The organism is Nocardia seriolae NBRC 15557 (genome assembly GCF_007990715.1).
In the GTDB taxonomy this organism is placed as follows: Bacteria; Actinomycetota; Actinomycetes; order Mycobacteriales; family Mycobacteriaceae; genus Nocardia; species Nocardia seriolae.
Genome location: NZ_BJWY01000057.1, coordinates 1 through 25,017, shown reverse-complemented (window position 1 = coordinate 25,017; position 25,017 = coordinate 1). Strand labels below are relative to the sequence as shown.

Annotated in this window: 19 protein-coding genes and 1 pseudogene; 10 read left to right on the top strand and 10 right to left on the bottom strand. The window is 69.2% G+C overall.

The window, feature by feature from the left end; genetic code table 11:
* The first annotated feature begins 101 nt into the window (after positions 1-101).
* From NS2_RS18400 to NS2_RS18380, 5 genes are all read left to right on the top strand, one after another.
* Positions 102-1,040: an ABC transporter ATP-binding protein gene (locus NS2_RS18400; protein ID WP_052086287.1), complete on the top strand. Its 939-nt coding sequence runs from the start codon at positions 102-104 to the stop codon at positions 1,038-1,040.
* Positions 1,000-2,640, top strand: coding sequence for an efflux permease Rv1217c-related protein (locus NS2_RS18395; RefSeq protein WP_052086286.1), 1,641 nt, complete (start codon positions 1,000-1,002; stop codon positions 2,638-2,640). Before NS2_RS18400 ends, NS2_RS18395 begins: the two co-directional genes overlap by 41 nt.
* 178 nt (positions 2,641-2,818) lie before the next feature.
* Positions 2,819-3,781 carry an AurF N-oxygenase family protein gene (locus tag NS2_RS18390; protein WP_033087394.1) on the top strand — a complete coding sequence of 321 codons (963 nt, stop codon included), beginning with the start codon at positions 2,819-2,821 and terminating at the stop codon, positions 3,779-3,781.
* Between the two features lies 1 nt (position 3,782).
* Positions 3,783-5,432, top strand: a complete 1,650-nt coding sequence (locus NS2_RS18385) for an FAD-dependent oxidoreductase (protein ID WP_033087393.1) — start codon at positions 3,783-3,785, stop codon at positions 5,430-5,432.
* Positions 5,429-6,940 carry a flavin-containing monooxygenase gene (locus tag NS2_RS18380; protein WP_147207225.1) on the top strand — a complete coding sequence of 504 codons (1,512 nt, stop codon included), beginning with the start codon at positions 5,429-5,431 and terminating at the stop codon, positions 6,938-6,940. The genes NS2_RS18385 and NS2_RS18380 overlap by 4 nt, the downstream gene beginning before the upstream one ends.
* A gap of 3,040 nt (positions 6,941-9,980) precedes the next feature.
* Here the strand turns inward: NS2_RS18380 and NS2_RS37595 are convergent.
* Both NS2_RS37595 and NS2_RS18370 read right to left on the bottom strand, forming a co-directional pair.
* Positions 9,981-10,295, bottom strand: a pseudogene (locus NS2_RS37595) (nuclear transport factor 2 family protein); the annotation flags it as partial.
* Between the two features lie 41 nt (positions 10,296-10,336).
* The gene (locus tag NS2_RS18370; RefSeq protein ID WP_146162556.1) at positions 10,337-10,555 is read right to left on the bottom strand and encodes a hypothetical protein; all 219 of its coding nucleotides are present in this window, start codon (positions 10,553-10,555) and stop codon (positions 10,337-10,339) included.
* Positions 10,556-10,830: 275 nt separating this feature from the next.
* On the opposite strand from NS2_RS18370, the gene NS2_RS18365 reads away from it, so the two are divergent.
* Positions 10,831-11,706 (top strand): cyclopropane mycolic acid synthase family methyltransferase, encoded by an 876-nt coding sequence (locus tag NS2_RS18365; protein WP_033087391.1) that lies wholly within the window; start codon positions 10,831-10,833, stop codon positions 11,704-11,706.
* Between the two features lie 103 nt (positions 11,707-11,809).
* Positions 11,810-12,706: an alpha/beta hydrolase gene (locus NS2_RS18360; protein ID WP_197707893.1), complete on the top strand. Its 897-nt coding sequence runs from the start codon at positions 11,810-11,812 to the stop codon at positions 12,704-12,706.
* Positions 12,707-12,754: 48 nt separating this feature from the next.
* On the opposite strand, the gene NS2_RS18355 is transcribed toward NS2_RS18360, so the two are convergent.
* The 7 genes from NS2_RS18355 to NS2_RS18330 form a co-directional block, all read right to left on the bottom strand.
* A complete protein-coding gene (locus tag NS2_RS18355) occupies positions 12,755-15,793 on the bottom strand; it encodes an oligosaccharide flippase family protein (protein ID WP_063897702.1) in 3,039 nt (1,012 codons plus the stop codon).
* Complete coding sequence (locus tag NS2_RS18350) at positions 15,790-16,512, bottom strand: hypothetical protein (protein WP_033087413.1); 723 nt, start codon at positions 16,510-16,512, stop codon at positions 15,790-15,792. Before NS2_RS18350 ends, NS2_RS18355 begins: the two co-directional genes overlap by 4 nt.
* A gap of 62 nt (positions 16,513-16,574) precedes the next feature.
* Positions 16,575-17,735, bottom strand: a complete 1,161-nt coding sequence (locus tag NS2_RS18345) for a YveK family protein (protein WP_052086285.1) — start codon at positions 17,733-17,735, stop codon at positions 16,575-16,577.
* Positions 17,732-18,475, bottom strand: coding sequence for a YveK family protein (locus tag NS2_RS36105; RefSeq protein ID WP_052486601.1), 744 nt, complete (start codon positions 18,473-18,475; stop codon positions 17,732-17,734). Before NS2_RS36105 ends, NS2_RS18345 begins: the two co-directional genes overlap by 4 nt.
* Positions 18,472-19,215 (bottom strand): SGNH/GDSL hydrolase family protein, encoded by a 744-nt coding sequence (locus NS2_RS18340; protein ID WP_033087390.1) that lies wholly within the window; start codon positions 19,213-19,215, stop codon positions 18,472-18,474. Before NS2_RS18340 ends, NS2_RS36105 begins: the two co-directional genes overlap by 4 nt.
* Positions 19,212-20,315, bottom strand: a complete 1,104-nt coding sequence (locus tag NS2_RS18335; RefSeq protein ID WP_033087389.1) for a glycosyltransferase — start codon at positions 20,313-20,315, stop codon at positions 19,212-19,214. The genes NS2_RS18340 and NS2_RS18335 overlap by 4 nt, the downstream gene beginning before the upstream one ends.
* Complete coding sequence (locus tag NS2_RS18330) at positions 20,315-20,863, bottom strand: LbetaH domain-containing protein (protein ID WP_033087410.1); 549 nt, start codon at positions 20,861-20,863, stop codon at positions 20,315-20,317. The genes NS2_RS18335 and NS2_RS18330 overlap by 1 nt, the downstream gene beginning before the upstream one ends.
* 98 nt (positions 20,864-20,961) lie before the next feature.
* Here NS2_RS18330 and NS2_RS18325 point away from each other — a divergent pair, with 98 nt between their 5' ends.
* The 3 genes from NS2_RS18325 to NS2_RS18315 are packed head-to-tail and all read left to right on the top strand — an operon-like array spanning position 20,962 to position 24,423.
* On the top strand, positions 20,962-22,200 hold the full coding sequence (locus NS2_RS18325; protein ID WP_228102493.1) for a hypothetical protein: 1,239 nt from the start codon (positions 20,962-20,964) through the stop codon (positions 22,198-22,200).
* A 16-nt stretch (positions 22,201-22,216) separates the two neighbouring features.
* The gene (locus NS2_RS18320; RefSeq protein ID WP_033087388.1) at positions 22,217-23,104 is read left to right on the top strand and encodes a glycosyltransferase family 2 protein; all 888 of its coding nucleotides are present in this window, start codon (positions 22,217-22,219) and stop codon (positions 23,102-23,104) included.
* Positions 23,101-24,423 (top strand): lipopolysaccharide biosynthesis protein, encoded by a 1,323-nt coding sequence (locus tag NS2_RS18315; RefSeq protein ID WP_228102492.1) that lies wholly within the window; start codon positions 23,101-23,103, stop codon positions 24,421-24,423. The genes NS2_RS18320 and NS2_RS18315 overlap by 4 nt, the downstream gene beginning before the upstream one ends.
* On the opposite strand, the gene NS2_RS18310 is transcribed toward NS2_RS18315, so the two are convergent.
* Positions 24,392-25,017: LbetaH domain-containing protein (locus tag NS2_RS18310; protein WP_308640201.1), on the bottom strand; the 626-nt coding region annotated here is incomplete at its 5' end. The genes NS2_RS18315 and NS2_RS18310 overlap by 32 nt on opposite strands.

Sequence of the window (25,017 nt, the reverse complement as noted above, 5' to 3'; positions counted from 1 at the left end):
GGCCGTGGTCACCGTCGCCGGACTGGCTTGCGTCGCCGGATCCTCGTCGGTCGGGGACGAAGGGCTCTGCCGGTCCGTGGCGCCGGCTGTGACCATGAATCATGACCTCCGATATCGATGCCCACTCGGCTGCCGCACCGGTGCTGACCTGTGCGGGGCTGACGAAAGACTTCGGCGCGGGCCGCGGCGTCTTCGACCTGGACCTGACCGTCGGCCTCGGGGAGACGTTCGGTTTCATCGGCCCCAACGGCGCCGGGAAGACGACCACGATCCGGCTGCTGATGGACCTCACCCGTCCCGACCAGGGGCACGCGACGATCTTCGGGCTCGACGCCCACACCGACAGCGTGCAGCTCAAACGCCGGATCGGCTACCTGCCCGGCGAACTGGTCCAGTGGCCGCGCGTGACCGCGGGGTACGTGATCGGCACCCTCGCGGGCCTGCGCGGCGGCGTCGACGAGGACCACATCCACGTCCTCGCCGATCGGCTGCACCTGGACCTCGGCCGCCGGTACGAGGAGCTCTCGCACGGCAACAAACAGAAGGTCGGTTTGATCCAGGCGTTCATGCACCGCCCCGAACTGCTGATCCTGGACGAACCGACGCTGGGACTGGATCCCTTGATGCAGAGGGTCTTTCACGAACTGCTGCACGAGGCCGTCGCGGGCGGCGCGACGGTGCTGCTGTCCTCGCACGTGCTCTCGGAGGTCGAATCGGTCTGCGATCGCATCGGATTGATCCGCGACGGCCGGGTATGGAAGGTCGGCTCGCTGAACGAGCTGCGGGCCAAACGGATTCACCGGATCGAGGCGATCGTCTCCGAGACCTTGGATCCGGAGCGGCTGCAAGGCATTCCCGGCGTCGGCGATCCGCGGGTCACCGATCACCACCTCACCTGTTCGGTCCAGGGCACGATCCGGCCGCTACTGGACGTCCTGACCGCAGCCGGTGTGGTCGAACTGGACAGCCACGAGTTGTCACTCGAGGAGGTGTTCCTGCATGAGTTCGAAACCACCCCCGAGCCTGCGACTGGCCGTTGACACCGTCCGCGGCCACCGCCGTGGCATTTTCGGCTGGATCCTGGGCAGCGCGATCGCCATGACGGCCATCGGCGCGGGATTCCGCAGTGAGACAGAGCGTTTCGCGGGCGGCCCCAAAGGCATGGCCGAGAGCATGCAGGCCGGTGTGCAGGCGATGCGATTGCTGCGCTGGCCCGCCGATCGGCTCGACGCACTCGGCGGCTACCTGACCTATCACAACGTCACCCTGCTGGTGCTGTTCCTGACCCTCTACGCTGCGGTGCAGGGGGTCGGCGCGGTTCGCGGGGCCGAGTCCGGGCGTTCGGTCGAGCTGCTCCTGGCCACCGGACGCACCCGCGCACAGCTGGTACGCGACCGCGCTCTCGGATTCGCTATGGTGCTGGGGCTGATCGGCGTCGGCGTCGGCGCCGGGCTGGCACTGGCGATGGCCGTAGGTGGCGACCCGGACACCGCTGGTTCGTTCGCGATCGCCTTCGCCGCAGCGGCGTGCGCGGTCGCCGGTTACGGACTCGGCGCGGTGATAGCACAACTCGGTGTGACCGCGCGGTCGTCGAGCGCGATTGCGGCACTGATCGTGGTGGCGCTCTACCTCTACACCAATGTGTGGGACCGGTTCGGGCCGTTGACGTTTCTGCGGTTCCTCTCGCCGTTCTACTACTTCGCGCGGTGCCGTGCCCTGGTCCCCGGCGCGGGCTTCGACGTGCTCTCGCTGATCGGCCTGCTGGCGGCGGCCGCAGCTCTGACCGGGATCGCGGCGTGGCTTTTCGGCCGCCGTGATGTCGGCAATTCGCCGTGGGCGCGCCCGGCTCGGCGCGCGGGATCCGTTGTGCGAGTACAGCGCCCGATGCTGCACCGGCTGTGGTCGGCGACTATGCTGCGCGAGCGCGCCGGGCTGGCTGTCTGGTCGACGGCCTCCGCCGCGGCGCTCGGGTTGATGGCCTGGCTAGAGCCGGAGGTGATCGACATGTGGGACAAGTTCGACATCACCCGCCGGATGCTGCAGGTGGACCCCGGTTTCAGCGCCGGCACCCAATACCTGGGCTTCGTCTCCGAATTCACCGGCCCCATCGTGGCGGCATATGTGGTCACCCAGGCCGCGAGCTGGGTGAACGATCGCGAACAGGGCCGCCTGGCACTGCTGTTGGCCACCCCGATGTCGCGCACTGCGCTGATCCGCCAGCGGCTGATCACGGTGCTCGCCGGAACCATCGTGATCGCGGCCGCCGCCCTCGCCGGATTGCTGATCGGCGCGCGGGTCGTCGACGTCTCGCTCGATCCGGCCGGTCTGGCTCGCGTGGCCCTGAGCGCACTGCTGCTGGCTGCCGGACTGGGCGCGGTCGCGACCTGGCTCGTGACCTGGATGCCGCGCTATGCCGTTGCGGGACTGGCGATCGTGCTCGGGGCTTCGTATCTGCTCGCCCTGGTGGCGCCGATGTTCGACTGGCCCGCCTGGGTGACCCGGCTGTCGCTGTTCGGTGCGACGGGCCACCCCTACCTCGAAGTTCCTCCCGTGGGCGGGTCGCTATTCCTGATGGTGCTGGCCGTGGCCGGTTTCGTTCTCGCCGCGACCAGCGCGTCCCGAGCCCGGGCCATCGCCTGAACGCAGTGCGCTCGCAACCTGTTCGGCGGATCGACCGGAGGTCGGGAGATGGGTGGCGGAGGGTCGAAAGGCCCATGAATTGTGTGTCCTTCGGCTTGTTGGCCTGCGGCATGAAAAGTGCAACTCTCGGTAACACATATATCCGGCCCGGGTGGGCCGCCGATCGACCGGGAGCGACATGACCGCGACGCAGACATTCGACGAGGCCGTGCGGACTCTGTCCGCGGCGTCGGTGGCAGTGCACTTCGACGCCTTCACCGACATCGACTGGGACAACCCCGATTACGCGATCGACCGCGGCGATCCGCGCTGGGTGCTGCCCGAGGTGGATCCGCTCGGGCGGCATCCCTGGTATCTGGCCCTGCCGCTGGAACGGCGGATCGAGATCGGCATCTGGCGGCAGGCCAATGTCTGCAAGGTCGGGCGCACCTTCGAGGAGATCCTGATCGGCGGGATCATGGCGTTCGTCATGGACATGCCCAATGGCAGCCCGGAGTTCCGTTACTTGACCCACGAGGCCACCGAGGAGTGCCATCACACGCAGATGTTCCAGGAGTTCGTCAACCGTTCCGGGGCCGATGTTCCGGGGGCGCGGCGGTGGTTCCGGCATGCCGGGCCGTTCGTCTCGCTGGCGGGCAAGCTGGTCCCGGAGTTGTTCTGGACCGGTGTGCTGGCCGGTGAGGAGCCGATCGATCACATCCAGAAGGCGTATCTGCGTTCGGGAATCGAGCTGCATCCGCTGATCCAGCGGATCATGCAGATCCATGTCGCCGAGGAGGCCCGCCACATCTCCTTCGCCCACCGCTACCTGCGCGAGACCGTGGCGAGCTACCCGCCCGCCCGGCGGGCGCTGCTCTCGCTCGCCTTCCCGATCATCATGCGCGTGCTCTGCGACGTGATCGTCATCCCGCCGAAGGAGATGACCGACGCGCTGGACATTCCGAGAAGCGTGATCCGCGAGGCCTTCTGGGACATCCCCGACTCCCGCCAGCAGCTGCACGACGTCTTCGCCGACGTCCGGGGCCTGGCCGAGGACGCCCGGCTGATGAACCCGATCTCGGCCCGGGTGTGGAAACTGCTCGGCATCGACGGCCCGTCCTCGCGATTCCGTAGCGAGCCCGCGCAGCGGTCGGCGGCCTGACATGCCCTACGTCGTCACCCAGCCCTGCTGCAACGACGCCTCGTGCGTCGTCGCGTGCCCGGTCAACTGCATCCACCCCGCGCCGGGCGAACCGGGTTTCGCCACCGCCGAGATGCTCTACGTGGACCCGCGCACCTGCGTGGACTGCGGCAACTGCGCCACCGCCTGCTCGGTGGACGCGATCGTCCCGCACACCACGCTGACCCCGGCACAGCTGCCGTTCCTCGAGCTCAACGCGGCCTACTACGAGGACCACCCGCACGCCGATCGCACCCCGCTGGCGCTGGCGCCGCCGAAGCGGAAGCTGGCCCCGCACCGCCCGATTCGGGTCGCGGTGGTCGGGGCCGGTCCCGCCGGGCTGTTCGCCGCCGACGAGCTGCTGAAACACGTCGGGGTGGCGGTGGACGTATTCGACCGGCTGCCGACGCCGTACGGACTGGTGCGTTCCGGGGTGGCGCCCGACCATCAGGCCGTCAAGGGAATCGCCCGGCTGTTCGGGGCGATCGAGGGCCAGCCGGGCTTCGCCTATCACCTGGGGGTCGAGGTCGGCCGCGACGTGTCCCACCACGAACTCGCCGACCACTACCACGCGGTGATCTACGCGGTCGGTGCGCCGAACCCGAAGGCCCTGGGCATCGAGGGCGAAGAGCTGGCGGGCAGTGTGGCCGCCTCGGATCTGGTGGCCTGGTACAACGGCCATCCCGATCACGTCACCGCGCCCGCCTCGCTGGACACCGCGCGAGCGGTGGCGGTGGGCAACGGCAATGTCGCGCTCGACATCGCCCGCATCCTCACCGCCGACCCGGAACGCCTGGCGCACACCGACATCGCCGACGACGCGCTCGCGGCCCTGCGTACCAGCGATATTCGCGAGGTCGTGGTGCTGAGCAGGCGCGGACCGGAGTCGGCGGCCTGCACCATCGGCGAGCTGATCGGGCTGGCCGCGCTGCCCGGTGTCGATGTGGGCGTCGACACCGGCGGCACTCCGATCAGACCGGTCGACGCCAAGACCACGCTGCTGGCCGAGCTGGCCGCACGGCCCGCCACGGGCGCGGCCCGCCGGATCGTGCTGAAGTTCCATGCCGCTCCGGTGCGCCTGACCGGATCGGATCGGGTGAGCGGCATCGAAATCGCCTGCACCCGAGTGGAATCCGGCGCGGACGGCACGTCCCGGGTGGCCATGACCGAGGACACCGAGGTCATCGACACCGGTCTGGTGCTGCACGCCATCGGCCACCGGGCGCGGCGGTTGCCCGGCCTGCCCTTCGACGACGACGCGGGCACCATAGCGCACCAGGACGGCCGGGTCCGGCCGGGGGTGTACGTGGCGGGCTGGGCCAAACGCGGCCCGTCCGGCTACATCGGCACCAACAAGGGCTGTGCCGAGCAGACGGTGACCGCGCTGCTCGACGACCTCGATCGCGGTCTGCTGCCCACACCGGGCGGCACGCGACGCGCCTTCGAGACCATCCTCACCCGCCGGGCGCCGCGCGCGATCGGTTCGGCGGGGTGGCGGGCCATCGACTCCGCGGAATCGGTGCTCGGTTCCGCGACCGGCCGGCCGCGCGTCAAATTCACCACCTGGGCGGAACTCGAATCGGCCGCCCGCCCCGACCATGTCAGTTCGAAGGAAAGTAGGACAGCACGATGAGCAGTGAGCCGAAGACCACCGGGTCTCGGGAGAGCCGGGCGACGCACGTGGATGTGCTGGTCGTCGGAGCCGGACTCTCCGGCATCGGCATGGGCCACTATCTGAAGAAGTTGCTGCCCGGCAAGTCCTTCGTGCTGCTGGACGCTCGCGACCGGATCGGCGGCACCTGGGATCTGTTCCGCTATCCCGGCATTCGATCGGACTCCGATCTGCACACCTACGCCTTCGAGTTCAAGCCGTGGACAAGGGATTACGCGATCGCCGACGGTCAGGAGATCCTCGACTACCTCGATGAGGCCGTCGACGAGGACGCGCTCATGCCGCACATCCGCTTCGGGCACAAGGTGCTCAGCGCGGACTTCTCGACCGCGCAACGACGCTGGACCGTGCGGGTGCAGCAGGTGGCCACCGGCCGCGTCGAGGAGATGACCTGCCAGTTCCTGTTCAGCGCGGCGGGCTACTACTCCTACGAGGAGGGGTACGCGCCGCACTTCGAAGGCCAGGAGGACTTCGCCGGGCAGATCGTGCACCCGCAGTTCTGGCCCGAGGACCTCGACTACCGCGGGCGGCGCGTGGTGGTGATCGGCAGCGGAGCCACCGCGATGACGGTGGTGCCCGCCATGGCCGGGGACGCGGCGCACGTCACCATGCTCCAGCGCTCGCCGACCTACGCGATCCCCTTGCCCGGCAAGGACTATGTGGCCGTCGCCCTGCGCAAACTGCTGCCCGACCACACCGCCTACTGGGCCACCCGGCGGCTCAATATCGCGCGGCAGCGCCTGATCTGGGAAGTGAGCCAACTTCATCCGGCCGTGGCCCGGCGCATCATCCGCGAGGTGAACAAGGCCCTGCTGCCGCGCGGGTTCGATGTCGACGTGCACTTCAAGCCGGGCTACAACCCGTGGGACGAGCGACTGTGCGCGGTGCGGGACGGCGATCTGTTCAAAGCCATCCGTCAGGGCAAGGCCGACGTGGTGACCGATCACATCGACCGGTTCACCGAGCACGGCATCGCGCTGAAGTCCGGCAAGCAGCTGGAGGCGGACATCATCGTGACCGCCACCGGCCTGAAGTTGTTGCCGTTCGGCGGCATTCAGCTGAGCAAGGACGGCACGCCCATCGATGTGGGGGAGACGCTGGCGTTCAAGGGCATGATGCTCAGCGGAGTACCGAACTTCGGCTACGCGATCGGTTACACCAATTCCTCGTGGACGCTGAAGCTGGACCTGGTGTGCGAGCACCTGTGCCGCATGCTGGCGCTGATGGACGAGCGCGGCTACGACACGGTGGAGCCGGTCGCAGACCGGACCGTCGAGCGCCGTCCGATGCTGGACTTCCACGCGGGCTACGTCCAGCGCGCGGCCGGCGCCCTGCCCAAGCAGGGCACATCCGGCCCGTGGACGGTGACGATGACCTACGCCTCGGACCTCGCGCGACTGCGCAAGGGCCCGATCGACGACCCGGCCCTGCGGTTCGGCGGCGCATCGCAGCCCGCGCTGGCGGGGTGAGAAACAGGCCTGGAATCACCAGGTTCCGGGCCTGTCCCGTTATTCCGGGGTCATGTACACGGCGCTCGCGCCGCGACGGACGTCGAGGTCCGGATGCTCGCGCAGCCTCGTCAGGAGATCGGGCCAGGGTGCGGGCCAGCCGAGTCCGGAACCGCACCTGGCGGTCAGTGCGACGGCCACCAGTGCGCTGGACGCCCGGCGACTCGCGGCCAGAGCGGTGGCGATCGGGGGCCAGCAGGTCGGCCGGGCCGCCACCGAGATCGCGGGGGAGCCGGGCGGCGAGCTGTTCGGCGGGCAGGCCGGTGAGCGTGCCGGAGGCCATGGCGGACAAGGCTTCCACCGCGGCGACGGTCGGCTCGGCCTCGGTCCAGCGCACGGCCGCGATGGCGAGCTCGATGAGCTGTCCGTGCCAGAGCGGATCCGCGGCCAGCCGCTCGATGACCGGTGCGGCGACCGGGCGGGCGGCGTCATTGTTGCGCACGGTGGTGGTCAGCCATTTCAGCAAGGTGGAAAGCCGTTGCCGGGCAGGCAGATCCCGGCCGGGCAACGCCGTGTCCGGGAGACGGTCGACGATGGCGAGCAGGACGCTCGGGTCGCCCTCCGCGGCCACCCGGGAGAGGATGGCCCGCATCGCGGTCTGCCACAGGCCCAGCTCGGACAGATCGGTGAAACGATCGACGAGGACCGCGCTCGTGTCCGCCGGGGACCACCGGTGCCAGCGGGTGAGTGCGTCCATCGCGGCACCGGCCACGCGGTGATCCGATCCGGCTGCCAGGTCGCGCAGGAAGGCGGCGAAGCGTTCCCGTTGCGGCACCGGCAGCTGTCGCGGCGGCAGGTCGAGAATGGCCCCCGCCACTTCGGGATCGGCGGCGGCCTCGGCGACGAGCTGCCACGCCTGCTCGTGATCCAGCAGCCAGCGGGTGGCGAACACGGCCGCCCGGCGGATGTCGCGGTGTGTGCCCGGCCGATCCCAGCGGGCCCGGATGATCGTCATCGCGTCGGGGGCGTGCAGGACGGCGAGCAGTCGCACGCCCTCCTTGACCGCGGTGATCTTCGGCGAGTCCAGCAGCGGTGCCAGGGTGGTGCCCAGGCGATCCGGCGGAATCGCATAGGCGCAGGCGCTGATGCTGCTCACCGCGACCCGCGCCTTGTCGTCGCCGGTGTGGGCGGCCAGCACCGCGATGGCTCGCTCGGGTTCGTCGCTGCGGCCGAGGGCAGTGAGCGCGGCCTCGGCGACGGTGAGATCGTCTGCCCTTATATAAGGGCGAAGACGATCGAAGGTTCCGGGTAGCAGGCCCAACCGGCGGACCGCGTCGGTACGTTCCGCGACTGAGGCTTTCGACGATCGCGCGTAGGTGTCCAGCAGGGCCGCGTACCGGTCCACCTGGCGTGGTGTCCAGCGGTCGAATCCGGTGTAGAAGCCGGGTACGAATCGGATCTTCTTGGACAGGAAGCGGCCCGAGGTCGCCCCGCCGAGGACCGTGTCGAGCAGGTCCGTGCGTCGCGTGGCGATGATCGCCTGCACCTCCGGCAGCGCGATGAGCGATCGGTCGCGGCGCAGCAGGCCGTCCAGGTGCGAGTCGCGGGTGGCGGGTGCGGCCAACGCCAGCCGCACCGCCCAGCGCACGGTCGAATCATCGTGCGCGGTAACGGCTTTCAGAACCAGGTCCTGGAGTTCGGTGAGGGCGTAGGCGCGCCGTCGCAGCCCGTCGGACAATTCCAGGGTCAGTGCCCAGCTGTCACGAGCGGCGTCGTCGAGCAGGCGTCGGCGGAGCGCGGCGAAGAGCCGATGCTCCATGCCGCGCGGCAGATTGTGGTGCAGCCCGGTCAGATTCAGGGGTGCGGAGAGCTCGGCCAGCCGGGTGGTGAGTCGCAAGGCGGTGTCGGTGAACGCGCTGTCGCCGGTCTGCGCGCCGCGCAGCAGCAGGGTGCGGGTGAGGGTCCCGATGGTTGCCACGCTCTGATACGAGCGGTCGCGGGCCTGCAGCGCATCGCCGGCCAGTTGTTCGAGCGCGGGCAGGTGACCGGCTTCGATGAGGGACGGAATCGTCGTCACCGCGTGTAATGCGCTGCGGCGCACCGGATCCTGCTCATTGCGCAGGCGCTTCAGCAGGTCCAGCAGCTCGCCGACGACCTCCGGATCGCGGGTGCCGACGGCCGCGGTCACCAGGCCGGGGTAGGCGCGTGCCCGTTCCTCGGCCTCGGGCCGCCGGATCGCCTCGGCCAGTATGGGTTTCGCCTCGGACCACGGCAGCCGGGCGGTGAGCAGCTCGGCGATCTCCGGGATGTCCGCGCCACCCGGGCGGGCGAGCAGTTCCCGCGCGATGGCGACACGTTCGCGTCCGGGCAGGGCGTCGAGCGCGACCAGGTCGGTCGCGCCGGGGCCGAGGCCGGGGCGGGTCAGCAGGGGGCGGGCGATCGCGGTCCGCCGCGCGGGTGGCAGGATGCGCAGGAATCGGTGTCGTTCGTGCGGTGCGCAGGCCTCGTAGAGCCGTTCGAGTCGATCATCGGGCAGCCCGCGCAGGGCTCGCCAGACCGCGGGACCCATCAGCACCCGGCCGCGCCCGCTCGAATGCAGGATCAGCTCGCACATCGCGTCCGGATCGTGCCGGGTCAGCTGGCCCGCAACGGGTTTCAGCGCAGAGATCGGGATCAGCGTGACCGCCTGCGCGGCGAGCGAGAGCACCTGCGCCGGGTCGTGGCCCGCGGCCGCGTGCACGTCGGCGGTGAGCCACTCCCAGAGCTCACGCCACTCGTCCTTGCCCGCGTCCGCCGCCCGCGCGCTCACATAGTCGACGATCACGCCGATGTGCCGATGCCCCAGCCCCGACCGGTGTGTCGCCGCATACGCCAGCTCCGGCAGCAACTCCGTCACCACCTTCGCCGAACAGAACGCCAGCATCCGCGCGGCCTCGCGATCCCCGTACAGGTCACGCACCCGCGGCAGCATCGCATCCGCGAGCCGCTCCCGATTCCCGTACGCGAGCGCCCGATACACCCCCTGCCGGGCCCGCCGCGACAGCTTCCGATGGTAGAGCTTGGCGACGATCATCCAATGTCCGTCGACCAAAAGCAGATTCAGGAAATCCACCATGATGTTGTCGTTGAGCCGCAGCCGCACCTTGGCCATCGCCATCTCCGGTGAGAGCACGTCGATCCGCAGCACACTGTCGTCGCGAGGCGCGCCGTTCTGCTCGGGGGAGCGCCGCGCCCGCATGAGTTCTCGATATTCCTCGCGCGGACGCGCCACCACGACACCGTCCTGCGCGGAATAGAGCACCGCGGACGGATGGAATACACGGTCGAACAGATCCATGTTCTGCGTGTAGATCAGGTCGAAGTAGTCCTCGAGCATTTTCTCGATGCCGAGGGCGGTGAGCTTCTCGTCGGTGCCGGTCATTGTCGATCTCCTCGATGGTCGCGGTCAGAACATGGGGGAGGGCAGTACCCGAGCCATTCGCCGAGCATGTTGATCTCGACGTTCGGGCGCGGATCGCCGGCGTAATCGATGCGGTCCGTGCACTTCACGTAGTCGTCGACGGGCGCGGCCGCCACGACCGTGGGCCATGCCGCGGACACCGTCAATACCGCCGTTGCTATCACTTTTTCAATCACCCTGGTGATTTTTCAGCAATCTCAGTGCTGGCTGCCAGTGGCAAAAATGCCGTTCACTGACAAGAAATCGCCATGCTCGGACTCGTTCCTGCGTACCGGTGATGGCGGCCCCATCCTGGGCGACCGGCTCGAACCCCTATGATCGGTTCTCGGCGTCGGTGCGGGCAGTGTTTTCGTGGACTACCACCGCACCCAGCTACCGCGCAGATTCACCTGATCCTGTTGTGATTTCGCTGCTCAGCTCTGTCCCGAACATTCCAGTAGACGGAGGAAGAATGAGTCAGTACACGCCTTTCTACGCCGACGTCCAGTCGCACTATGACCTGTCGGACGAGTTCTTCGCGCTGTTCCTCGATCCCACCCGCACCTACAGCTGCGCCTACTTCGAGCAGGACGACTTCACGCTCGAACAGGCTCAGCTGGCCAAGATCGATCTGACCCTGGGCAAGCTGGATCTACGCCCGGGCATGACGCTGCTCGACGTCGGCTGTGGATGGGGCTCGACGATCCTGCGGGCCGCCGAACGGTACGGCGTGAACGTCATCGGCCTGACCTTGAGCCGCAACCAGTACGAGCACGTCGGCGCGCTGCTCGACCAGCGGCTGGGGGCGGGCCGGGGCGAGGTTCGGTTGCAGGGTTGGGAGGAGTTCGACGGGCGGGTCGACCGTATCGTCAGCATCGGCGCGTTCGAGCACTTCCGCAAGGAGCGTTACCCGGAATTCTTCGACCTCGCCTATTCGTCGCTGCCCGAAGACGGGCGAATGCTGTTGCACACCATCGTGATGTACACCCAGGGGCAGCTGCACGACCAGGGGATCACCTACACCCGCGATGATGTCGAGTTCCTCAAATTCATTCGCAAGGACATCTTCCCCGGCGGGTGCCTGCCCTACCCGTACAGCCCGGCGTTCAAGGGCGTCAAGGAATACGCCGAAGCGGGCGGCTTCACCGTGGGGCAGATCCAGCCACTGCAATTGCACTACGCGCGGACCCTGGACCACTGGGCGCAGGCCCTGCAGGAGCGCCGGGACGATGCGGTCGCACTGTGCGGTGAGCAGACCTACGCGACCTACATGCGTTACCTCACCGGCTGCGCCGACCGTTTCCGCTCGGGCTTGATCGACGTCATGCAGTTCACCTGTACGAAGTGAACACCATCGGCTAGCTGGCTTCGCCGCGCGCGGGACTGCGGCCATCGTGCGGCGAATGGTGTTGCACCGGAACAAGATTCAATATCCTGAGGAAGGCGTCCTGTTGAACGATCCCGATTTGATCGACTTCGTGCGCGGCATGCGCGAGAGCTACTGGGCGCTGATGCCGACCGCCGGTGACCCCGACCCGGTCGCGGAGCTGCGCAGGATGGCCATTCCCGCGGCCGCGCCGGACCGCTGCATCACCGTGCGCACCTACCGCCCGAGTGTCGACGACCCGCGGCCGTTGCCGATCATGGTGTTCGCGCACGGCGGCGGCTTCGTCTCCGGTGACCTCGACACCCACGACGTGCTGTGCTGGGCGCTGGCCAATCGAGCCGAGATGCTGGTGATATCCGTGGACTGGCGGCTGGCGCCCGAACACCCATTCCCCGCCGGACTCGACGATCTGCTCGCCGTGCTCGACTGGGCCGCCGAACACGGCGAAACGCTCGGAGCCGATCCCACACGCCTGGTCATCTGCGGCGACAGCGCCGGGGGAAACCTCGCCGCCGTCGCCGCCGCCTGCGCACGAGACCGCAACGGCCCCACCCTGTCCGCCCAATTGCTGTTCTATCCCGGCCTGAGCAACCGGATGGACACCGACTCCTGGAAACAGTTCGGGCGCGACCGTTTCCCCACCCGGCTGGTCAACACCAACGCCCTGCGGGCCTATCTCCCCGCGGGCATCGGCATCGACGACCCACGCGTCTCACCGCTGCGGGGCGATCTCGCCGGTCTGCCGCCCACCGCGATCCTCGTCGGCGAATACGACCCACTGCGCGAGGAGGCCATCTCCTACGCCGAAGCACTGACCGCCGTCGGCGTCCCGGCCACCCACCGCGTCTATCCCGCGTCCAAACACGGCTTCGTGCAATTCTTCAAGGACAAGGCCACCCATCCCGAAGGCGAGTCCGCACTCACCGACGCCGTCGCGTTCCTCCGCGAGCAGCTCGCCTGAGCGCATTCGCGCCGACCCGGATGCAGGGGTTGGTGGGGGTGACGGTGGTCAGGGTGATCGAGTGCCGGATGGATCGGCGGTTCGGGCGGCCGGTGGTTCCGGGGCGGGTTCGGTGTCGTTGCCGCGCTTGCCCGCGACGCGTCGGACCAGGTGCAGGATCTCGTCGAGTTGGGTGCGGTAGGCCAGGCGGAGTACCACTGCGCCGACGGCGAGGGCGACTGCTGTTCCGGCGCACAGGATTACGAAGTCGTGGCCGGGGAGGATCAGGGCGATGGATGCGTAGGCCGCGGCCATCCAGAAGGCGATGTGCAGGCCGGGGAGCAGTTGGGTGAATTGTGTGCGCAGGCTTACGCCGACGCAGCGGCGGCGGACGACCCATTCGACGGGCAGGAGGGCCACGGTGGCGGCACTGTAGCCGACGGCTACGCCGAAGGGGCCGAAGGGGAGGCCCGCGACTATGCCGCCGATCGAGACGGCTGTGCAGAGGACGGCGTAGCGGAGTTGCAGTTTCGCGTGGCCCAGGCCGAGCATCACCGGGATGGTCGAGGGTTGGTAGACGGCCGGGAGGGCGCCCGCCATGGCCAGGACTCGGACAATGGGAATCGCGGGGGCCCAAGCGGATCCGAAGACGAGCTGGATCAGTTGGGGGGCGGCGATCGAGACCAGGGCCATGCCGGGGAGGGCCACCAGGGCCATGATTCGGGTCGCCCGGGCCAGTTCGGCGCGGAGGGCGGGAAGGTTGTCGGCGAGGCGCGCGAACAACGGGAACAGGACCGAGCCGATGCTCTGGACGGTCAGCTGAACCGGCAGTAGCAGCAGCCGGTAGGCCAGGGCATAGAAGGCGAGGGCTTGCGCGCCTTGGAATCTGCCGATGAGCAGGTTGTCGGCATTGCGGGCCAGGGAGTTGACCAGGACCGCGCCGACGAAGGCACGCCAGGAGAAGCCCGCGATTTCGCGCAGGCGGTTCAGGCGCAGGTTCGGCCAGGAGCCCGCGACCGCGATCAGGACGACTGTGATGACGAGATCGGTGGTGACCAGCTGGGCCACCAGGGCCCAGTAGGTGCCGCCCGCCAGCACGACGGCCAATCCGACCGCGCCGCCGAGCAGCGCGGAGGTGATGTCGGCGATGCCGTTCTTGCGGAACTCCATCTCGCGCCACAGCATTGCCCGGGGCGTGATCGCCGCGGCCCGGACGATCAGGCTGGGGGCCAGCGCGATCAGCACCCATTTCAGGTCCGGGGTGTGCATGAACGCCGCCCACGCCGGCGCGATACCGATGGTGACGGCGGCCAGGACCGCGCCGACACCGATATTGACCGTCATGGTCGCGCCGGGCATGTACCGGTCGAGCGTGGGGCGCTGGATCAACGCGCTGGCAAAGCCTTGGTCGAGTAGCAGACTCAGGATGCCCAGGTAGACGGTGGCCTGCGCGACGATGCCGAACGCGTCCGGCCCGATCAGCCGCGCGAGCAGCACGGTGAATCCGGTCCGCGCGATCTCGCGCCCCACCATCGAGACGCTGGTCCAGCGCACTCCTGACGACAGCCCCTTGCCGACCGCGGGCGATTCCGCGTCGGTGGCAGGCGGTTCCAGGCTCGCTGCGAGTGATTCGGTGTCGGCCACTGGCGGTCCCTGTACAGCTGCGGGTGGTTCCGGTTCGGTCACGGCCGGAGCATTTTCCGCCGCGGGTGGCTTCGGTTCGGGCGCATGCGATTCCGCGCGGCCGTTCGTCGCCGGTAGACCGCCGGGTGGCGGGTCGCGTCGGAAGCGGCTGCGGCCGAGCCCGCCCCCACCCTGCGCCGGAATCGAGTAGGTCGACCACAGCAGCGCGAACGTGATGAAGAAGATCAGTGTCGCCTGCTGGTAGTAGAAGAGGTCGAAGGTGGTGCTGGACACCAGGATTGCGGCGACAACCGCGCCGAGCATGAACGCCTGTTCGCGCTCGCGCCGGGTCCGGGCGGCCCGCAGGCCACCCGACACACCGAACAGCGCCCCTCCGCTGAGCACGATCATGGCGGCGATCCCGAAGATCCCACCTTGCACCACAGTCTGGAGCCACTCGTTGTCGAGCAGGTGCGGTTGCCCGCCGAGCCCGAGGCCGAAGTACGGGTGGTCGTGGAAGATTCGTGAGACGCCCGCGTAATCTTCGGTGCGGTGTTTGATGCTCGGATCGTCGGCGGACCCGGTGATGGTCCCCCACAGCGCGTTGACCACGGTCGGGAAGATCGCGATGTAGCCGACGACCGCGAGCACCAGCGCCGTCGCGGCGATCGCGATGGTGCGCACCCGGAAATAGAACATGTAGACCAGCAGCGCGACCACCAGCGAGATCACCCCGGACCGGGAGACCGCCGCGGGCATGGCCGCCAGCCCCAGCAGCGCCGCCACCGCCGCCAGCACCCGCACCTCGCCGCGCCGGGCATTGCGCGCGAAGTAGACCCCCAGCGGCACCGCCGCCACCGCCAGCACCGAGAACTCGATGGCGTGCTGCGCGGTGCCGATGACGCGTTTGGCGCCGATGCGCTCGTCGAGGGTGAGGTCGGTGGTGTTGACGACGAAACCCGGTGGCTGGAACAGGAATCGCAGATCGACCGACGCCACGCCCTGCAGCAGCCCCACCGCGCATTCGAAGGCGAGCCCGATGAGCAGCGCGCCGAGCACGAAATCACGATCCCGGATCGTCTTGATGCGCGCGAAGACATACAGCGCCGCACCGATATTCGCGATCAGGGCGATCACCGCGCGGCTCTTGGCCGCCTCGAGCAGCGGGTCGTCGATGTGCAGCCGCCCGAGCCCGTAGATCCACAGCCACGCGAAGAAGTACACGAGCAGGACCGCGACCCCGGGATTGATCCGCCGCTCCCGCCCGGTGCGACGACCCGCCACGAAGCCGAGCACCACCAGCCCGAACAGCCACAGCGCCAGGACCTTCGCGGGCGCGCCATTGCTTTTCAGCGGACCGCCGGGCACCACGTAGGCGGGCAGGATCGGGATCAGCACGCACAGGATCGCGAGCGCCCACGGCTTGGCTTCGCGCCGCCGCTCACCGACGGCGGATCGGCCGGCGACGACTTGGGCGGTACTCACATCGAATTCGAATTCGCAGCGTGGACGTCACCGGCCACCGGTTCATGCGAACCGAACGGTATCGGCGGCGCGGGCCGTTGACGTTTGCGGTTCAACCGCCCGACCGCCACATCGAGCAGCACGGTCAGCAGGATGGACAATCCGACCCCGGCCGCCAGCACCGAGATCGTCGACCGGGTGCGCGACGGCGTGGCCGCCACGGGCGTACTGGGCGGCTGCACGGTGAACGAGGAGACCATCTGATCCTCGGGCACCGCGGCGTGCTGTTGCAGGGTGCGCAGTGTCGGATCGGCCTGCGCCGTCACCAGTTCCAGGGTCTTGGACGCGGACTGCGGGTCGGCCGCGGTCTCCTCGAGCATGACCAGCGGGATCTGCTGCGAACCGGTGGTGACGGGGAACAGTCGCGCGACATAGTTGGGCTGCCCGCCCCCGGCGACCACCTTGTCGATGACCGCCGGCTGCCGCAGGCCCAGCGCCGCGAGGTTGGCCAGCAGCGTCGCGCCGCCCACATCGAGCAGGCCGTTGCGTCGCACCGGTTCCCCCGCCACCGCCTGATCCATGCGGAAACTCGTTGGCGCGAAACCGATTACGGCATTGGCGTAGTAGACCGGCTTGGCCGCCGCGTAGGTCTGCTTCCCGTAGAGCAGGCAGAGGATCAGCAGCGGCAGGATCACATACCAGCGGCGGGCGCACGAGCGCGCGACATCGAATAAATCCATGTCAACTTCCCCCTTCGAACATCGCATACCCGGCTCGAAGGCCGAAATTACACGACACCTCGTCATCCTTCAGTTCGATTGTGTTTCCACGTATTTGCCACCACGATGCCCGCCACCCGGACCGCTGCCGCCCGCAGATGCGCGACCGCCGCACGCACCTCGCCCCGGCGCGACGAGTCGAGGGCCGCCAGCAGGACCACACCGTCCGAGAACTCTCCATATACCGACGCGGAGACGCTTTTCGTTACCGGTGGCGCGGTGACCAGAACGTGGGTGTGGTCCGGTCGCGCGGGCTCGATCAGGGCCCTGGCCTGCGCCGGATCGCAGCTGTCGCCGACCAGCACCACCGGCTGCCCGCCGTGCCGTTCGATGGTGCGGCTCAGATTCCGCGCCACGGTCGCCACGTCGGCTTCGCCTGTGGCACTGGCGATCACCCAGACCGACGGCGTCGGCGTGAATTGCCCGAGATGTGCCCGCTGTTGGTCGAGATGGACGGGCCGCCGCTCGAGATGTGCCCGCAGCCCGCGGTATCCGATGAATTCGTCCTCCGAGGGCGCGGGCACCGCGGCCACCGACCCGAGCAGCGGCACCCCGGCCGCGGCCGCGTCGGCGGTGGTTCGCAGGACCGGATCGGTGCGGCCGCGGATCCACACCGCGACCGCGCCGAGCAGCAGCCCGGTCACCACGCCGAGCCCGGCCAGCGAGAGCGTTTCGGGCAGCCGGCTGCCGGGCTCACCGGCCGCGGTCACGACCTTGGTGCGCACCTGCTGCTTGTCCTCGCCGGTCGGTGTCTCGAGGCTGTCGGCGTAGGCGATGAATTCGGGACCGATGGCGGCCGCGATGCGGCGGGCGCGGTCGGGGGACGAATCGGTCACCGCCACATCGATGATCGCCGTCCTGGGCGGCACCGCCGCCGCGCTGATCTGCCCCGCCAGGTCGCGCGGTGATTCGGTGAGCCCGAGCCGGTCGATGACGCGCTGGGCGACGGCATCGGTGGTGAGCAGCGCGACGTAGGTGGCGACCCGCCCGGTGACGACATTGTCGTTCTCGTACGCCGAGGCGGTGGTCGAGCCCTCGATCGACACCAGCAGCTGGGTCGTCGAGACGTATCGGGGCGGGCTCAGCACGGCCAGGCCGATGCCCGCCGCCGCGACGATCACCGCGACGACGCCGAATGTCGCCCAGTACCTGCGCAACTGCGCAGCGAATTGATTCAGCTTCAATTGCCCGCCTCGGGTTCGGTATCGGGTTCGAAGAGCCGGCGCGCCACCGCCGCACCCGCGCCCAGCACGCAGCCGACCAGTGCGGCTCCAGCCAGAACAGCGGAAATCGGTGCACCCCAGGCGAATTCGCGCTCGGGGCGGCTGGGTCCGGTGACGACCACCAGTTCGGCGCGCGGCACCGGGCTGCCGGGGACCGTTTCGAGCGTGCGGACCAGCGCGGCGTAGTCGGTCAGGAAAACCTCGGCGGTCCGGGCGGTCTCCGCGGCGGTGGGGCCGGTGATGCCGAGGTCGATCAGCACGGTTCCGGTCCGGTTCGACGCGGAAATGCGGTGGGCGAAGCGGGCCGGATCCTCGGCAAGCGTGAGATCGCCGAGCACCACCGCGGCGAGGTCCGGGCTCTCGGCCAGTTCGGCGTAGGTCCGCCCACGCGCCTTCGCGTAGGAATCCCCGCCGTCGATGACGCGGCTCACGTCGCCGGGCGTCCGGATGAACACGGTCGCCTCCGACCGGTACACCGGTGGCCGCACCAGCAGGAACACCGTGGTGGTCGCCAAGGCCGCGAGCATTCCCCACATCACCCAGCGCCAGCGCCGCCGCAGCAGGGCGGCGTATTCCCGGACCGCGGCGAATTCTGAGACTGGGGCGGATTGTGGGACCGTGGAGGATTGTGCGATCGCGGAGGGTTGCGCGGCAGTCGCATCGTGCGCGGCCGTGGCATCGTGCGGGGCAGGGGGTTTCATCGCGACGCCGCCAATCCTTGGGTAGTGAGGCTGTCGACCAGGGCGGCGGCAATGCGCCGGTTGCCTTCCGCGTTGGGATGCATGCGGTCCGGACCGAGCCAGCCCGCGGTGTCGCTCTGGTCGAGCGACGCGATCGGATCGATCACGACCACCTCGGCCATGGCCGGTTCGCTCTGCAGGCGGGCGAAGAAATCGTCGTCGAAACCGTTGTCATCGGCTGGATCTCGCAGAAAACGCGGTCGCACGAACACGATCTTCGCCGCGGGCCAGGTGCGGTGCGCGTCGGCGACCGTGCCGAGCATGGCCTGGTACACATCGTCGAGTGGCGCGAATTTATCGTTGCGGCCGCCGTCGAGCACGACGATGTTCGGGTCCGCGCGCCGGGCCAGGCGCGTGATGCGCTCGTCGAACGAGGTCGAATCGCCCAGGTACTCGAGGCGGAATCGGTTGGCCTGCCCGCCGCTGATGTACCCGGTGCCGGGCATGGCGGCCAGGTCGCAGAGCCAGCGCAGCCGGACCGCCGCCTGGCAGGCGTAGGACATCTCGGCGAGCATGCTTGCGCCCGTGTACGAGTCGCCGATGAACAATGCGGTCGGTTCGATCTGCTGGGGAATGACGAGCCGCCTCGGCGTGCTCTCGCCGTGCTCGGTCGGATCGGCGCGCAGGGCGAACACCAGCCCGGCGGCGATGGCGATGGCGACGGTCACCGCGGCGAGATCGGATAGCTTGGGCCGGGTCATCGGGTGGCCTCGCGGTAGAGCTCGCGGAGCGTATCGCCGATGCGCGCCATCCCCAGTTCCGTTGCCACGGCCCGCCTGCCGCGCGCACCCATGTCTCGGGCGCGCGCGGGGTCGGTGAGCAGCGACCGGACCGCCGCGGCGAGTCCGGCTGCGGTCGGTGCCGTCACGATGCCGCTGCCGGTTCGCTCGACCAGCGGTGCGAGACCGCAGTCGGGTGAGATCACCACCGGCAGCCCGACCGACATCGCCTCGAGCACCGCCATCGGGTACGGCTCCCGTACCGACGGCAGCACGAAGACCGTGGCCGCGGCCATCCGCTCAGGCATCCGGGCCGGGTCGAGCGGACCCGCCCAGCTCAGTCGGGGGTCGTCGCCGAGCGCCGCCCGCACCGCCGGTCCCTCACCCTCGTCGGGACCGATCAGGGTGAAGTTCGCATCGATTCCATTGGCCAGCAAGGTCTTTGCCATCTCGGCGAACGCGAGCGGTCGTTTCCGGGCGTGCAGCCGCGCGGCGAACAGCACCTCGGGCGTGCGCGCCCCGGCGGCGGGCGGGTAGGCGGGCACGCCGTTGTCGAGGTGCACCAGGCGCAGTCCCGGACCGGCGACGGCGGTCAGCGCCTCCCGCTCGGCCGAGGTGAGGAAGCAGACCGCGCGGGCGTCCCGCAGCACCTTACGGGTCCAGCCCGTATCCAATGGCCCGGCAAGGGGATTCGAGGTGGGTGTGATCATGCCGTGTGGTTGTAGGACGTAGGGCGTCCCCGCATGTCGCACCGCGAGGGCCCCCGGCAGGCTCACCAGATCGCGGCCGAGGTGGATGTGCACGACATCGAATCCGCTGGCGTTGTGGCGCAGCCACCGCCACAGGCCGGGCGCGCCCAGACCGGCGAAACCCGTTGCGGGAACCAGGGTCCGGGCCGGAAACAGCCGCACGGGAATACCGTCGATGACGGTGGGCGGGGTGTCGTACCCGCGCCCGGCCGCCGCCACGACCACCTCGTCGCCGCGCCCGCGGAGTTCGGCCGCCTGGTTGAACGCCACCCGCACCGGCCCGCCGTAGGCGCCCTCCGGTGACACCAGCGTGACCAGGTGCAGGATCCGCATCAGCGTGGCGTCACCACGGACGGCGGCGGCCGCACCAGCGCATACGGCGGCACATCCACGCTGACCAGCGCGGTCGCCCCGACCACGGAGTGCGCGCCGATGGTGACCCCGCGCAGGATCGTGGCCCGCGTGCACACCCAGGCGCCGTCCTCGACGACGATCGGCCCGTTGTCGTAGGCGAAGGTCGGCGAGTGCCGGTCGTGGCTGCCCGTGCACAGGTAGGCGCGTTGGGAGACACAGACATTGGCGCCGAGCGTGATCGGTTCGATGTTGTACAGCTCCGCCCCGGTCCCGATCCACGAGTCGTCGCCCACGGTGAGCTTCCAGGGCCACTGCACGCTGACCCGGTGCCTGATCAGCACCCCCGTGCCGATACTCGCGCCGAACAGCCGGAGGATGCTCACCCGCAATCGATTCGGGCACCACACCTGCGTGAAGATCAGGGTCGAGACGGCGACCCACAGCACCTGCGCGAGCAGGCCGCGGCCCTTGTCGTAGGAGTGTCCCCGCAGCGCCGCCAGGGAGCGTTCCGGTCCGGCATCGCTCATGATCACCTCCCCTGGCAAACACCCCCCACTAGCACGAACAATGTACCGTTACTTTCCGACACGACGCCAGTCGTTCGTTGTTGCAAGGGGATTGATCAGTGACCGATCTGCGGTTTCCGGCCGCACCGCTATCCGCTGCGCGCCCGCTTCGCTACGGGTCGGTGTTCGCGCTGGTCATCGTGGGTGCGACGGCGGGTGTGCAGGTGGCGAGCTTCACCGTGACCGGGCTGTCGCTGATCTGCCTGCTGGCCGTTCCCGGCTTCGCGCTGATGTCGCATCGCGGCGTGGATCTGGCCCCGATCGTGATCGCCGCGCTGGCCTGGATCTCGTTTCTGGTCTCGTGCCTGGTGAACGGCGTGAGCGTGCTGTGGCCGAACGCGCTGGCGCTGCCCGCGTTCGGGTTGTATTTCATCGGCTTCGCGGTGCTCACCGGACGCTCGATCGACGCGATCGCGTCCCTGCTGGCCGGGATCGCCGCGGGCAGCGTCGTCTTCTTCCTGGTCAAGGGAATCGAGCTGACCAATACCGGCCGCTTCCTGGACCTGTGGAAGTACGGGATCGCGCACGCGGTGACGGTGCTGATGGTCTTCGCGCTGATTCGCGCGCACGCCCGTCCGATGGTGATCTGCGGTGTGCTCGCCGTGCTCGCGCTGGCCAGCCTGGGCCTGAACTTCCGGTCGCACGCCCTGGTGTGCGTGGTCGCGGCGGTGTGGCTGGCGACCAGGCACCTGCTCGGCGCGCGCATCGGGCGCGGCCGGTCGCTCGCCGGGGTCACCGGATTCGGGCTGCTGTTCGCGTACTTAATGCCGATCGCGGCCCGCGCGGGCCTGTTCGGATCGGCCTTGCGGCGCAAGACGGTCGAACAGGACGCGACGCACCTGCCATTGTTGCTGGCCGGGCGGACCGAACCGCCGATGACGCTGTCCGCGATCGCGGAGCGGCCGCTGCTCGGCTGGGGCAGTGCCCAGCACCTCACGCCCGAGTTGTACGCGCGGGCAGAACATCTCGCTATCCGGATAGGATTCGCGCCGACGTTTCCTTTCGAGCTGTACTGGCGGCTACCGGTATTCGACTACTCCGCCTTCCACTCGATCCTGTTCGGCACCTGGGCTGAAGGCGGGGTGGTCGCGGCCCTGCTGCCGCTGCTGATCCTCGTCGCCTGCGCCGGGGTGTTCTGGAATCACGACCGGCTGGGGGAGTGGGCTCCGCTGTTCGTACTGGTTGCGCTGCAAGGGATCTGGGACCTGCTCTACGCGCCCTGGACCTACAATATGATCCCCGAGCTCGCCTGTCTCGTCCTCGCTTACTGCGCGGTCCACTTCCGGCGGGCGTCATGAATCCGGCGGACACCGTATGAATCCGGCGGACACCGGGCATCCCGCCGTCAGCGTCGTCATACCGACGGTCGGGCGAGCGTCCTTGCGCCGGGCCGTGGCATCGGCCCTGTGCCAGACGCGACCGGTCGCCGAGGTCATCGTGGTCGCCGCCGAGGGGATCGTCTTGGACCTACCGTCCGACACCCGGATCACGGTCGTGCGCACCGCCGGTCGCGTCCGCCCCGGCGCGGCCCGGCAGGTCGGAATCGAGGCCGCGCACGGCACCGTGATCGCGCTGCTCGACGATGACGACGAATGGCTGCCGGAGAAGCTGCGGCGGCAGCTCGACGCGGTCGAAGGCCGCCACTGGATCTGCTCGTCTCGGATGGTCGTGTCGGGCCCCGGCGAGCACCGCCGGGTCTGGCCGCGCCGGTTGATCGAGCCGCGGGAATCGGTGGCGCGATACCTGTTCCGGTTCACCTCGCTGCGGGTCGGCGGCGCTGTGCTGCAGACCTCGACGCTGTGCTTTCCCATCGAACTCGCCCGCGCCGTCGGCTGGGATATCGACACGGTTCACGATGAAGCCACCTGGTTGCTGGCGGTGCGTCGGGCCGTTCCGGATGTGCGCGTGATCCAGGTGCCGGAGGTGCTCGGCACCTATTTCGTCGGGGGCGAATCGGTTTCGCGTTCGGACGCCGACCAGGTGGACGACTATATCGCGTGGGGGCTGGAGTACCTGCGCACCGAGCCGCCCCGGATCCGTGGCGACTACCTGTGTACGAGTCCGGTCAGCGCTGCGGTAGCGGCAGGTTCGCTGTCGGGTGTCGGCCGGGCGCTGCGGGCGGCGCTGCGGCACGGGCGCCCCGGTCCGTTCGCGGTGGCCTACGCCGTGCTGAACGGCGTCCGAATCATGCTGCGCCGATGACCGATCCGACTGCGCCGATGACCGATCCGACCAGGCTGGCCCCGGACGAGCGCCGGGCGCTGCTGCGCGGCACGCTCTACCGCATCGCGGGCACCCCGATCGTCGCGCTGCTGGGCCTGGCGAACACCGCGATCATCGTGCGCCACACCGGCTCGGCGGTCTTCGGCCTGGTGTCCCTGATCGCCACCGTGACCCTGCTGTTCCCGTTCGCGGACCTCGGCATCGGCGCGACGGTCTTGAGCGCGAGCGCCCAGCTGCGCCATGATCCGCTCGCCGCCGACGTCATCCGGCGCGCCTACCGCGTGTTGCTCGGCGTGGCAGCGGGTTCGACGGTCATCGCGATTGCGATCCTCGCGACGGGCCGGTGGACGCTGCTCACGGGGCTGTCGTCCGGGCCGGAGGACGGTTGGGCCATCACCGTTGCCGCAATTCTTTTCGCGCTCACCATTCCGGCCGGACTGGGCGTCCGGATTCTCATCGGCATCGACCGCAACGAGCTCGCGACGCTCGTTCTGATGAGTTGCCCGGCATTCGCTCTACTCACGACGCTGCTGCTGGCTGCGGCCGACGTGAGCCCGATCTGGTACTGCGTATCGGCGTTGGTAGGCGTGCTGGCCGGGCATGGCGTGGGTACCGTTGCAGCCCTTCGTCTCTCCGGTCTCGGTCGCTCGGTGTTCGCCAGGGTCGGTGATCGCCGCGCCCGGCTGCTTGCGGGGAGCCTGTGGCTGTTCCTCGTCGGGGTCGGACTCCCCGCCGGATTGCAGACCGGCCGGTTGCTGCTCTCGCACCTGTCCACTCCGGACGAACTGTCCCGCTACGCCCTGACGGCCCAGCTCTACGGCGTGATCTGGTCGGTGATCTCGACGGCGGGTCTGGCCTACTGGCCGGTTTTCGTGAAACGCCGTGGCGCGTCGGCGGAAACGGTCCGGATCTGGTGGCGGATCACCGCGATATTCGTCGCGATCGCGGCCGTCGGCACCGCCGCGCTGGCCGCGCTGGGACCGTGGGCGGCATCGATCCTGTCCGGCGGGCGCATCGGGGTGTCCTCCGGGCTGGCGCTGGCCTTCGGCGCGCTGCTGGTGGCCCAGAGCGCGCATCTCCCGGCCAACGTCCTGCTGACCAGGCCGAACGAGGCCCGCTGGCAGGCGCTTCGGACGGTGGTGATGGCGGCGCTCAGCATCGGCGGCGGCATCCTGGTGGCCGCGCACTTCGGTGCGGTCGGTGTCGTCGTCGCCGCCGCGCTCGCCACCCTGCTCGCGCAGGTGCTCCCGGATCTGGCGTGGGTGCCTAGGCTGGTGCGTCGCCGCGCCGCCGGATGAGCTCGGTCGCCAGCGGCGCGACCATGGTCACCCCGGCGGGCACATCGTGGATCACCGTCGCGTTCGCCCCGACGGTGGCCCCGTCGTGCAGGGTGATCGGGCCGAGCACGACCGCCCCGGCCCCGACGCGGACCCGATCGCCCAGTGTCGGACGGCCCTTCGCGTCGTGCCCGATCGTCACCTGCTGATTGATCCAGCAGTGGCCGCCGATGGACTGGGCGGTGACGATGGTGGCGACACCGTGCTGCATGAACAGGGCCGGTCCGATCCGATCGGCCTCGAGGGTGAGCGTCGGCAGCGGCCGGTAGCAGGCCCCCAAGAGGATTCGCAGCGCGGGGGAGCGGCCGCGCAGCCGGTAATGGACGAGCGTCCGGAACTCGGGCAGTGCGGCCGCGAGGTAGGCGAATCGCGAATATTCGTCCAGTGCGCGCAGTTTCGGCGCGCCGATGCACTCGACCCACCACGCGATATCGGCCCGCACGTCGACGGCCGCGGGCGCACCGGCGACGCTGCGCCACAACGGGTACACCAGCACCCGCGCGACCCGCAGTCGCAATGCCCACAGCTCGGCAGCCATGGCGGTCATCCTAATAC

Excerpts from the sequence above, each read along its gene's own strand:
- NS2_RS18400 (WP_052086287.1), top strand. The coding sequence starts at position 102 with ATGACCTCCGATATCGATGCCCACTCGGCTGCCGCACCGGTGCTGACC.
- NS2_RS18395 (WP_052086286.1), top strand. The coding sequence starts at position 1,000 with ATGAGTTCGAAACCACCCCCGAGCCTGCGACTGGCCGTTGACACCGTC.
- NS2_RS18390 (WP_033087394.1), top strand. The coding sequence starts at position 2,819 with ATGACCGCGACGCAGACATTCGACGAGGCCGTGCGGACTCTGTCCGCG.
- NS2_RS18385 (WP_033087393.1), top strand. The coding sequence starts at position 3,783 with ATGCCCTACGTCGTCACCCAGCCCTGCTGCAACGACGCCTCGTGCGTC.
- NS2_RS18380 (WP_147207225.1), top strand. The coding sequence starts at position 5,429 with ATGAGCAGTGAGCCGAAGACCACCGGGTCTCGGGAGAGCCGGGCGACG.
- NS2_RS18365 (WP_033087391.1), top strand. The coding sequence starts at position 10,831 with ATGAGTCAGTACACGCCTTTCTACGCCGACGTCCAGTCGCACTATGAC.
- NS2_RS18350 (WP_033087413.1), bottom strand. The coding sequence starts at position 16,512 with ATGGATTTATTCGATGTCGCGCGCTCGTGCGCCCGCCGCTGGTATGTG.
- NS2_RS36105 (WP_052486601.1), bottom strand. The coding sequence starts at position 18,475 with ATGAAACCCCCTGCCCCGCACGATGCCACGGCCGCGCACGATGCGACT.
- NS2_RS18340 (WP_033087390.1), bottom strand. The coding sequence starts at position 19,215 with ATGACCCGGCCCAAGCTATCCGATCTCGCCGCGGTGACCGTCGCCATC.
- NS2_RS18335 (WP_033087389.1), bottom strand. The coding sequence starts at position 20,315 with ATGCGGATCCTGCACCTGGTCACGCTGGTGTCACCGGAGGGCGCCTAC.
- NS2_RS18330 (WP_033087410.1), bottom strand. The coding sequence starts at position 20,863 with ATGAGCGATGCCGGACCGGAACGCTCCCTGGCGGCGCTGCGGGGACAC.
- NS2_RS18320 (WP_033087388.1), top strand. The coding sequence starts at position 22,217 with ATGAATCCGGCGGACACCGGGCATCCCGCCGTCAGCGTCGTCATACCG.
- NS2_RS18315 (WP_228102492.1), top strand. The coding sequence starts at position 23,101 with ATGACCGATCCGACTGCGCCGATGACCGATCCGACCAGGCTGGCCCCG.